Source organism: Nocardia sp. NBC_01730 (genome assembly GCF_035920445.1).
Lineage (GTDB): Bacteria > Actinomycetota > Actinomycetes > Mycobacteriales > Mycobacteriaceae > Nocardia.
The window spans coordinates 551,427-563,510 of sequence record NZ_CP109162.1; the positions used below are offsets into that span (position 1 = coordinate 551,427).

General features: G+C 66.1%; 1 protein-coding gene (cut by both window edges). It reads left to right on the forward strand.

Every position in this 12,084-nt window falls within one protein-coding gene, locus OHB12_RS02500, for an inositol monophosphatase family protein (RefSeq protein WP_327115748.1), read on the forward strand. The gene is 85,926 nt long; 17,585 of those nucleotides lie to the left of the window and 56,257 to its right, leaving coding positions 17,586-29,669 in view — codons 5,862 (partial) to 9,890 (partial); the first complete codon in view begins at position 2. Both codon boundaries (start and stop) fall beyond the window edges.

Sequence of the window (12,084 nt, forward strand, 5' to 3'; positions counted from 1 at the left end):
AGGTTCAGCGGCCACGACGGTCGATGGTCGGCGTTCGCGGATCAAACAGGCTCGTGCCGAGCAGGCATCCAGGGTCGAAGTCGGACTGAACGGGCTCGTCGTCGATGACGCCGTCACGCCGGCAATGTTCGCCGGGATCGCGGCTTTCCTCGAAGGCGCACGCGACTCCGAGGCTGTGGCACTGCCCGGGGTGATCTCCGTGGCCGAGTTGGACGACAGTGACCAACTGTACGAGGTGGAGATTCATGGCGACGGAGCCGATCGGTGGTCGGTGCTCGTGCTCAACCGGCGGATCTTCACCGAAGAAGGCTGGTTGTCGAGCGTGCTGGAGTCGCATTCGTGGGCGGTGGATCTGCCCCACGATGTGACGACCGTGCTCGGTCACGCGATCGGCGCTGCGGCGTATCTATTGGAGTCCAACGACTTCCGTGGTGAGAGCGATCCTGAAGCATATGCACACAACGAGCTCGATGCGGGGCTTCGTGAACGCTATTCGACGGAGCAGAAGCGGTACGTCGACGATGTCACCGACTCCAAGTACCAGCAGTGGAAGCAATCCGGCTTTCCCAAAGGCCGCAATGGTTCCCTGCTGAGCGTTGGGGAAGCGGTCGCTGCGTCAGTCGCGAAACTGCTCAGCGGTCAACAGCCGACCTCGGGACTGGAGGGCGACGAGGCGGGGACCGGAGAACCGTCGGACCAGACACTGAACGAAGTCGAAGCCGGCCTCGTCGAACGGTTCGCGGCGCACCGCTCCAATACCGCGACGACCACATCCAGGGATCCCCGAACCGGCCCTGTTCGTGATGAACAGACCGGCCTGTCGGCCTGGATCGCCCGGCCTTACACACTGCGGCGAAACGGTGAGCTGACCCACGTCTTGACGGCGTGGGGATTCGACGTGGACACCGCACGAATGCTCCAGGATGTGTTGTCCGGCAGCGGAACCGACTATGTCGATATCCGGTTCCAGGAGAAGTCCGGGCACCTCCGCATCGAGGCATTCGGCGCGGCTTCGTTGATCATCGATGGCACCGACGGTGAGTTGGCGTTCACGTGGACGCTCGAACGTGACGGCAAGGGGCGCCCGACCGGCTTCTCTTCTCAGTTGCTCGGCAAGCTGGTAGCCGGTTGGCGCAATGAGGCCGCTGATTTCCAGGGCGCGATGGAGCTGCTCACCGACGCTGGGGTCCCCGGCACCCAGTCGAATGTGACAGTGACGGTGTCCGGCCGGGCACCGAACCGGTCGCTGCAACGCGAGCGGTCTGGGGTTGGCGAGCCGGCCAGGTATGTCGAATCTGTTCCACAGCAGACGGAGTCGGGTCCCGATTCGTCGACGCCGACCACCGACCTCACGGCCGAGCTGCCGGATTCCGATGCGCCGTCAGCGGAACAGGACATGGCCCTTGCCGACGTCGAGCAAGGGGGACTGTGGTTGGGTCGCTACACCGATCTGACGGTGGACGAGCTGCTCGACCTGTCCCTCGACAAGATCCGGGCGTTCTTCGGCGGCCGCGGCGACGGATTTACCATCCAGCTCGACAGATTGGAGCGGGCGGGCAACGGCGGTGTGCGGCTGATCTTTTGGCTGGAGCTCGACAATGGTGTGCGGAAGCCGCTCGTCTGGCAGTTCGGACCCGGCAACGATGGCCAGATCACCCAGTTCTCCCCCAGCTCTTTCCACGGGCCGGACGCGGACGACGTTGCCGCCGCTGCGCGGGCGCTGTCGATCGAGACGGGCGCGTGGCTGGACGAGATGCGGCCAGCAGTCGCACTGAGTGGTGGGTCCGAGGAATCCGGCCCGGAATCATCGTCGGAGTCGAAGTGGGAATCCGAGCTGGGCGGCTCGGAGACTTCCGCGACTTCCGCGACGCCCGACGACGCTACGGCAGCTGCGGGGAAGGCCAGCGAGATCGCCGCTGGGTTGGGCGATGGCGAGATGGCGCCCGTCATCGAAGATTCGGCGCCGAGTGTGCAGTTCACGCGTTCGGCCGGAACGATGCCCACCGGCAACAAGATTCGCGCCTACCTCGATGAGATCCTCCCGCCGGGCACGCCCGCCGCCGTAGTCGATGCTGTTGTGCGGCAGGTCGTGCGGTCGCTGGGGTCGCCGGGGTCGGTCGATGTTCGTGAACAATCCGAGGTTGCGATGTCGTGCGTCGACTCCGGTGGCGAACCGGTGCTGCGGCTGGAGATCGACACCGCGGGGGCAGCCGAGACTGTCGATATTCCGCTGGTCGAAGAGAAGCCCGGTCGTCGAACGAATTTCGGCAGGGATCCGAAGCGCAGCCATACCGGCCATCGACGGGAAGGCCGGAAATGGCGCGACGGTGATTCGGATGGCGATCCAGCGGCCCCCGCCGGTCTGAAGGTTAATACCGAGATCGATCGGACTTTCGACTCGCTTGAGCGTCGAGGTGTCGAGGTGTCGGGCCTTCGGTCGTTGGTTCCGAATGAAACGGTTGACGAGATCGTGCTTGGTGCGGATGCGGCTCTGGCCAAGTACCCGTGGCTCGGGCTCGATGGCATCGGCGTCGCCACATTCGTGCAGATGCGTCGCAAATTACCGTCGGCTCGCGAGGACGATGTCGTTTGGACGTATCAGGAGTCCGACGGCAGGGGTGGTGTTTCGACCCGGATCGTGTTCAACGAGGTTTTCATGAGCAACCGGGAATTGTTCACCGCCGCTGTGGCCGAAACCATTGGCTATGTCGCCGACAGTAGCGATCATCCCGGCCAGACGGCCGTGTACTACGAACTCGGGCGGGTGGCGTACTGGACCCACCAGCAACGAACCGAGAGCCGTGTCATGGATGTGCTGGTGGGGCGCTGCCATGGACGTCCCCGCGGCGACGTTGACTTCGTGCCGTGGTTCGAATCGCAGTTCAGTGAGCGGTCGATCAATCCACGCACGACATCATTCGATCTGAACGAGGCGTGCCCCGAATCGTGGGCCACGATGGAGCTGGCACCTGCGCGCGCCACCGAGGGGCATGAAGCGATCCACGAGCTGATGGGTGGCCATCCGGCTGACCAGGCCGAATCGACGGAGTCGTCGCGAGAACAGCGGGAGAAGCTGCCCGACAGCGCACCTGGCGAGGGCACAAATCGAGACGACGAGACCGATACCAGGGTGGGTGGCGGACCTGAGGGTGGGGCCAGTCGTACGGACCGGCTGGGCGGTTGGAGTGGTCGTGACCGCAAGATGATGCGGGGGCCGCAGGGGCACCCCGATATGCGCAGGTTTCCGGAGAATGTTCCGCCTGAGGACGGGCTGGAGGGTCATTCGGAGCCGTCAGCGGATACCGATGTTCCCGTTACTGAGGTTGCCTCCGACGCAACGATGGCGGACGAGCAGCTCTGGAGCGTGCGGGTTTCCCAGGCATGGGACCCGGCGGTCGAAGGCTCGCTGTCCGACCGGGGGCTGACGCCGAATCAGATCCGGGCGGCTCGAACCGCGGTCCAGTTCGCGTTGTTCGCGCACGAAGGGTTCGCGGACGTCAGTGTCGGTGACGGTGCGACGGGCCCGGTGGTCATCGTGAACGCCACGGACGCTGACAACAACCCGGCGCTGACTATGAGCTTCGACGGCAGCAAGCTGTCGTTGACGCTGCCGCTGGTGTGGGACAGTGCGTGGGCCAGTGAAGGCCGTATGTCGTTGATCCTGCTGGCCGACCAGTTGCTGGGTACCCCCGCGCTGTTTGCTCTGGGCGATCCGGATCGCGAGTACCTGTGGAACTCGTTGGCTGAACAGGAGATTGGTAGTCGGCGTGCGATCGACGGCCGTCCCGCTGAGCTGGTTATGGCGCGAACCAATGATGGTGTGGTGCTTGAACTGCGGCCGACGGCCTCCGGCAACAAGGTTCTCGGGTCGTACCAGGCCGTTGACGAAGGACTGTTCGTTGCGGAGGCCGATGACAGCAGCGGCGAATCCGGTGCCGACGTTGGTTCGGAAACCGATGGTGCCAGGGCGAAGCAGCAGATTGCTGACAGCATGCCGGACCGCGGATCCGAACTCGATCCGCTCGCTGTCGAGAAGGATTCGGTACGGCAGCAGATTCTCGAGGTGATGGGGGCGACCGAATGGGCTACTCCGGAGCAGATTCGCACGGTCGTGAAGTTGGCGGTCGTGCCGGCCGCAGAGGTGATGCACCGCACCGGCGGAGCGGTGTCGGTACAGGTGGTGGATGACGGTGGGGTGCACTACGTATCAGTGCGCATATCCGGCGAGGGGGGCGCGCCGTGGACCGTGGGCTGGTCAACTGATGGTGGCTACTGGTATGACATCGATTACGCTTCTATCGATGGTCGACTCGAGGTATCCGTCAGTCCGAGCGGGCTGCTCGACGGCGTAGTTCAGCAGGGACCTGGCACGCCCCCGCTGTCGGAGATGATGGCGGACGTGTCCGCGGTACTTGGGGAGTACTTCCACGAGAACCGGGCGTTCCTCTCCACTGGTCCAGACGCTCAACCCGTGCCGGAGGGCGGTGCGTACGAGTATGTGGCGCTTCCAGAAGGGCTTGCTTGGCCGCTTGCCGCCGTGCTGGAGGAGTCCTGCACATGGATCGAGGTGGATGAGCACGGGTTGTTCCGAACTGCGGACGGCGAGCTATACAACAGCGGTCCAGACCTTACCAACTTCGTTCTCGCTAGTTCCTCGGGCACCTTCGTCACGTCGAAGTACATCCACGACTACCCGACGGCGGCATTGGCGTCCCGAGGCGACGGCGTCGCCGCATTCGGCGTGTGGGAGGTCGAGAACGGCCGGATCACAAGTGTCACTCCGTACAGCAAATTGTTCGAACACGCCCAATACGATCCAAAGTTCGTTGCTCAACTGTGCAATCAGCTGACGAAGCATGGCGTCGACCCGAGCATAGTCCTCGAGCTGGATGTCTCGGGTAAACCTCAGGGGCGGTTGTGGTGGGACGGCGCTGAGGCGCCTGCAGTTGACGATCTGATCGACGGCGGGCTCAGTGCGGCCGAAGACATTTTCGCTGGGTTTGGGGATGACTTCTGGGTGCAGGTCACCGAAGTGACGTCAATACCAGATGGGGTGTCGGTTACTTTGACACTCAATCCAGTTAAGGGTGAACCGGGTCCAGTTGAGGATGAACCGGGCATCGTCACGATTCTGGTGCAGCGCAACAACAACGGCGGGACTGCCCAGTGCACCTCCGTAAACCTCGGCCACGAGTCTGAACGAGTCGCTGACATCCTGGACGCGATGACAGACCGCTTGGTTCCCTGGTTCGCCGCCAACGGCATCTCGTGGCGCGGAGACGAACTGGAACCAATCGGTACGGCAGCTGAGAGCGTCGACCCGCCTGCTGGCGAACCGGGCCACGATGTGCCTGCGGCAGAGTCGGGGGTGCCGGGTTTGCCATCGCCGGACACCGTGCGGCGCAGCGAGTTCAATGCCGCGGCACAGGGCACACTGGAGGTCGGTCCGCCGGTGCGTTCGGACTTCCATCCGCCGGCCGGACCGCCCGACGGGCGACCCACGCGCAGTTCCGGCGGACATCCGCGGCGGCCGGTGTCCCCGTCCACCGATGACGCTGCGCGGGCCGACCCTTTCACCGGCCGGGTGTCGCTGCTGGATGTGGTTCCGGGTCCGGCGGATCCGCCGACGTCGCCGAGCGAGCGGGAGGAGCTGGTGCGCGCCCGGCTGAGCGCCCGGCTCGGGCCGCTGCTGCCCTCCGGCGGGAACAACCCCGGATTCGGTCAGGCCGCCGATCTTTTGCTCCGGCTGCACAGTAGTGTGACCGCGGCTCCGTCGGCCATCGACGCGAAGATCGACACCGTCGCGGGTGTCCCCATTCTCCGGCTGACCGTCACTGTTCCCAAGGATCAGGCCAGGCATCGCGGCGAGATCACCGACCTGCTGGGTTCTCATGCCCATGGGTTCGACATGGACGCCCGCGGAACCCGCCTCGTGGTGCGCTGTCAACTGTGGCTTACGCCTCCGGCTGTGCCGGATGCGACGATCATCGACGACGTCGGCGCCGACGACATGGCGCGCGAGATTGTCGAGGCCTGGAACGGCGGTCGTTCCCCTGTGTTCACCGGAGTCGACGAGCGAGGCAAGCAGCACAGTTTCCGGCCCGAGCATGTGCGCCGGGTGCGGCTGATCGGCAACGACGGCCGGCGGGCGGGTATCAGTTTCGGCACCCTGGAGCGGACCGAGTTCGCGCAGCGGTGGATGACCATGCCGATTCAGCAGCACCGGACCATGTTCACCCCGGTGCGGCACGTCGACACCTGGGACGGTCGACGGCAGGTCCGCGCGGATCCGGTTCCGGCGCCGTGGCCGTCGGATTCAATGCTCATCGACGCACACCACGATGAGCAAGGCTTCTGGATCCAGATCGAGGATCGGTTCGGCCGTGTCCGTGACATCGCCGTCGACGGTCGGACTTTCGGTCTGTTGGCGTCAGCCGATCCGGACGTGCGGGCCGCGACCACCGTGAACGTATGGTCGTGCGAGGCCGCCGCCGACTCGGACGGCGACGACGCGGTGACGGCGAACCATGACTCGGTGACAGCGCTGTCGGCGTCGGACGCCGAGGCGATGGTGGGCGCGTTGCGTGCCGCCGGGGTGGACGGCGACGTGTGTGTCTCGAGTCGGACGCTGTATCTGACGCTGACCAGATACGCGGATTCGGATGTCCCTGTCGGTGCCGGGATCGGCGCGGACGTCGAATTCGGTCCCGATGGCGCCATCGTCGCATCGCCGTGGACGGTGTACACAACGCCGGTTTCAGGCCGTGGCCGGCCGCCGAACCATCCCGGTCTGGGTGATGTGTCCGGCCCGCGCAGTCACGACGGAAGCGGACGCGGAGAGCCGCCAGGCAGGCGGTGGAGTGCCAATGGTGGGCGAGCCGCCGCGGTGGCGGCGACGGTCCGGCACCCCGCCGTCCGCTCCATGACCGAGGTCGGCGCGGCGGTGGACGCGGGTGCGACAGTGGTCGAGGTGCCGGTGAGCGTGACGGCCTCCGGCGAGGTGGTCGCCGACTTCGCCGACGGTGCGATGGACGTGGCTGCGGTGACCGAGTTTTGGGCTGAGCGTGGTGTGACGTTGCATGTGCTGCTGGCCACCGCCGGTCTGCGCAGCGATCGAGAGGTGGCGGCCACGGTGAGCGCGTGCCTCAGCGCGCTCGCGGACCTCGAGGTGTCGTACGGGGTTTCGAGCAGCGACCCGCGCGTGTGGGATCACGTTCCCGAGGACGTGGACGTCGTGGCCCGGCTGACGCCGGAGGCGGTGGCCGCCCGCAAGCCCGACGTGTTCGATCGGGCGTTGCGGGCGGGTGCGCGCGAGATCGTGCTCGAGCCGGGGGTGCCGATCGACGGATCTGTCGTGATGCGTGCCGAGGGGATTCCGGTCACGGCGGTGACCGATGACGTCGATGCCATCCACCGGGCGATGAACCTCGGGGTGACTGGATTCGAAACCGCCGCGCCGCAGCACGTTCGCTCGGCCGCAGCGCGCATTCCGGACGTGCGGGGCGTGCCGAAGGATCCCGGCGGCCCGAGGGCGTCCGAGGTGAGTCTCGACGCGACGATGGATCTGCCCGCCGTGATCGCGGCGCTGTCGCAGAACGCGGACCGATTCACCGCCCGGGTCGTGCTTGCCGCCGACGGCACACCGATACTTGAGCATGCGCCGGGGACGACGCCGGTGGCGCTGGCCGATGTGGCGCGGGCGCTGGCCGGGCGATCGCACGGCCCCAGCCTGGATGTGCACCTGCCGGAGGCGAGCGGCGAGGACGCCGCGCGCGCAGCCGAATCTGTTATCGCCGTGCTGAATCAGCATAATCTGAGGCGCTATTGGGTTACCGGCGAATCCGGCCGGGTCGCCAAGGTGGTGCACCGCCGGGTGGCTGTGCCCCCGCAGGGCTGCAGCGCCATCTACGTCGAACCCGAACCGCGTGCCGTGCAACGTCGTGATGTCGAGAAGTTGCCGCCGCACCTTCGTCGTGCCGCCCGGCTCATCTGGCTGCACAACGTGAAACCGGCGAAAGCCGCTCGCGCCATGGGGATCTCCCGCGCAGAGCTCTGGACGCTGTTGGGGCAGGCGAATATGTCGCCGGCCGCTGCGTCGGAGGAGTCGATGCGCCGTCGGGACACCGCGAGCCCGACCGAGTCGACTGATTCCCGTCCCATCCCTGGCACCACCCGTGGCCACGGGGATCAGCGCCCGGATGACCGCGGGCGTTATCGGCCGACTCGCGGTCCGATGCTGGGCGATCCGGACCGTTTCGGCGGCTGGCACCGCAATTCCGGCCCGGACCGGGAACTGGCCGGCGAGGTGTTGCGGGAGCAGGTGTCGGCCGGCGACGACCTCGAGTCGATCACGGGCACCATCGTGGAGACACTCTCCGACGACGTGACCGATGCGCTCGCCATCGAGGTGGCCGATCACGTGCGCGGCGTGCTGTCCGCACACGGCGGGGAGGTCGCGCTGAGCGCGCCGACCGAGTCGGAATCCGCCGAATACTACTGGCAGATCGACATTCGCAGCGGACCGGTGCGCATCCTGCTGCTGGTGGCCGCCGACGGGCGGGTACAGCTGCGCTGGGAGGGCGCGTTCGACTCTCCGGAATGGCGGCGCACGGCGTTGATCCAGTGGAACCGGTTGGTGCACCTCGGCGAGGTCGAGCTGAACGATTCCCCGGTCGGCGAACGGCGGTTCCTGTGGGAGTTGATGTCCGACGGCTCGCTGACTGCGACCCGCGTCGAGGCGGGGATCGACGGCTGGCCGGTGACACTGGTCAGCGAGAGCCCCGACGGGTCGGCGGCGTCGTTCACCTACCGGTTGGATGAGGGTGACGACACCGCCGACCGAATCGAGTTCGAACGCAACGACGGACAGCGCCTCGATGTCGTCGGCATTCGACAGTGGCTCGATGAGTTGATCTCCGACGACATCGACGGCGCGGCCGTCGATGATGCGGCGCGTCGACTGGTCGCGCTGGCGCAGGCGTCGGGCACGACGCACGTGGCGGCCGATGCGCGACTGGTGCCAGCGCCCGGCGGAATGCGGCTCGAGGTGCGGCTGTACGCCTTCGACCGGGTGGCGACCGATGCAGCCATCGAGGTGCTCGACGACATCGGTGACTACGACCTCGAGAACCTGGACGTGGTCGGTGACACAACCGTCCCGCGATACACGTTCCGCACGGATCTGGCATCGGCCGAGCACGGCGGTGCGCCGGTTCCAGCCGATGCGCAGCGCAGCGAGGCCGGCGATCCGACGGACCCGCTCGCCGCCGTGGGGCCCGACGGTGAGTCGTCGATCCGCGCGCAGGTGCAGCGGACCGGGGACGTGTTGCGCGGCTGGGAGGTCGACGGCGATGTCGTCGATACCGTGATGACTATCGTCCGGGACGCGCTGGTCGATCCGATGGAGCCGGATTCCGACGCGATTGCCATCGGCGACGACGGTGCACCGATGGCGACCGTGACGTCGGACCGTGACGACAACGGCGTGCATGTCGTCGTGACGATGATGCGGGGGGTGTCGTACGAAATCACCTTTGACGGTGCGGAATTGACCTACACTGCCGTGCACGGCGAAGCCGGTTTCGAAGAAATCGACACGGTGCTGCGAGCGCACGTGGCCCGGTTGCTGGGACACATCGGCGCGTCCGCCGACGATCCGCTGTTCCTGGTGGGTCAGCTGTACGACGCCGTCACGTTCACGATTCGTGGTGAGTCGCCGTGGCGGGTGTTGGAGGGCGAGAAGGGGCTTGTCGGCGCGGACGGTCGTGCGCACGGCGTGCCGACCAAGAAGGCCTACGAAACGTCCACGTCCACAGCGGATATGCCGTTGCGGGTGATCGAGACGGCCGACAGTCGGTTCGGTGTCGGAGTCGTCGACGACCGCCTGGTGGTCGCAGGCGAAGTCCGGGCCTCGGTCGACGACGTGGTCGCGTTCCTCACCGGCCTGCTGCGGACCGACCACGAGCTGCGGCGTCAGCTGGGTGACGGCATGGACGTCGACTTCCGCCGCTGGACCCACCTCGGCAACGAGTTCGGCGGACTGGGCATCGGCCGGGTCGAGATCGACGGAGACACAACACAGGTAACCCCGCCGAATATGCCTGGCGACCAGCGGAAGCCGGAACGGCTGGCTGCGGCGGAGGGCGAGCTGAGGGCTGCGGCCGCTGTGGTGGGGGCCGATCCGGACCTGCTGATGTCGTACGAGCACGCCGAACGCCACCTCGAGACGGTCGGTCACACCCACTACGTCCGATTCCTACCGCCCGATCGGCAGCGGGCGATAGCCGAAGCCTTGGAGGCGAGTGGTCCCGAGGACCGTGAGGTTCTGATCGGGCGGTTGCGGGATGCGGTGCTGCGTTACCACGAGCTCGCGGGGAATCGGTTGCCGCTCACGGACACCGAGCCGAATGATGCCGCTGAGCGGGTCGGTTCCGGCAGCGTCGACGCTGATGGAGGCGCTGTCCAGGAAGACAATTCACGCACCACCGCCATCTCCCTGGACTCTGGCGATGTCCTCGGCGCGGCGGAAAGTGACCCGCAGTGGTGGTTCCGGTTCCTTCCGCCGTGGTTGCGGAATTTGATGGCCGCGAATGGGAATCGCGGTGATGCAGGCCACGACGGTAGTGCGGGGAAGCATGGCTGGTCGCGACGGCGTGTGCTGAGGCTGGCGGGTGGGGCTGCAGCCTTCGGCGCCATGATCGTGATGGCGAAGACCACGGTCGGCGACGTGGGCGATGGTGACACCGGAATTCCGGAGGTGGATGTCAAGGAGTTGGTCTCGCGTGCGCTCGGGGAGGAAGTGTACGCGCTGGTCGAGAAGTCTCCGTCGCTCATGAAGAGGCTGACGACAGCTCTGGAAGACGGCTGGAGGATCCAGTACGGAGCGAAAGGTTCGGGACACTGGACCGCTTACGACATCAAGCTCATCTCTATCGATCCCCATGTCAAAGGCGATCCGTTGACGATCACGGCAGTTCTCGCACACGAGATCGGCCACGCTACGGATACCGAAAGTGTCAGGGTCATCGAACCGCCGCACGACAGCGATACCCGGGATGCATGGGTCCGACGGCAGCTGCACAACCGATTCGAGTGTAAGGCTGAAGCTGGTCTCGTATCTGCCCAGGCGCGGGCGGAGATCATGGCAGCCGAGGGGCCCGACATCGGCGCACAGGACCTCTTCACCCAGAACACCTACCACCTCTATGCCGAAGGGCGGATAACCAGGGACGAGGCGCGCGAGCGCATCGTCGCGAACATGTTCGAGGACCCGGACGGGTTTTACTACAAGACGTATCACCCCATTTACGTGGAGATGTGGTATGAACACCGCGGAGTGGTCACCGGTCTCGGGCCTGACGTGGATGAGCTGGTCCTGCATTCGCCGTGGCTTGTCGACACCCTGAAGGCACTGAAATCCGTCGGGTGGACATGCCGGTACTCCCGGCCGAAGCGGGGATACGGTGGTGTTGATTTCGACAGCAACGTCATCCACGTCAATGACGATGCCCAGGACGACCCAGCCGAGGTCGTCTACATCCTCGCGAACCAGGTCGGCCGCGTCGTGCGCGGCGATGTCGAGGTCACACCGGGACTGCCGCGGTCATCGATGACAAAAGACGAGTGGATCGCGCAGGAGTTGCGCCGGTTGCTCGAACCCGATGTCGATCCGCTGCTCAGCTCCGCACTGGTGTGGTGGGAGGCCGATAACGCAGGCCTCGAACTCGACTATTACACGCGAGAACACTACGGGTTGACAACGGAGGACTTCGGCGAGCGCGAGGTCATCGGCCGGATCCAGAATGAAGAGATCTCCGGGGAGGAGGGTCGCACCCTGGTACTGGATGCCATGGTCGCAGACCCGCATGCATCGCAGTATGTGTCCCAGCTGTACGAGAGGCTCGAGCGGCTCTGGGAAGGCCGGCCCCTCACCGCGTCGCCTCCCGGTGGAGACTATCTGGCCGAATCCGGAGCCGAGCCCGGGACCGGACCGTCCGATACCGGGCCGGTGGCGGCACCGCTCGCGGCCGCTGTGGCAGGGGCCGGAGGCGAAGACCCCGAGAGCGCGCCCTCCGACGACGTCGA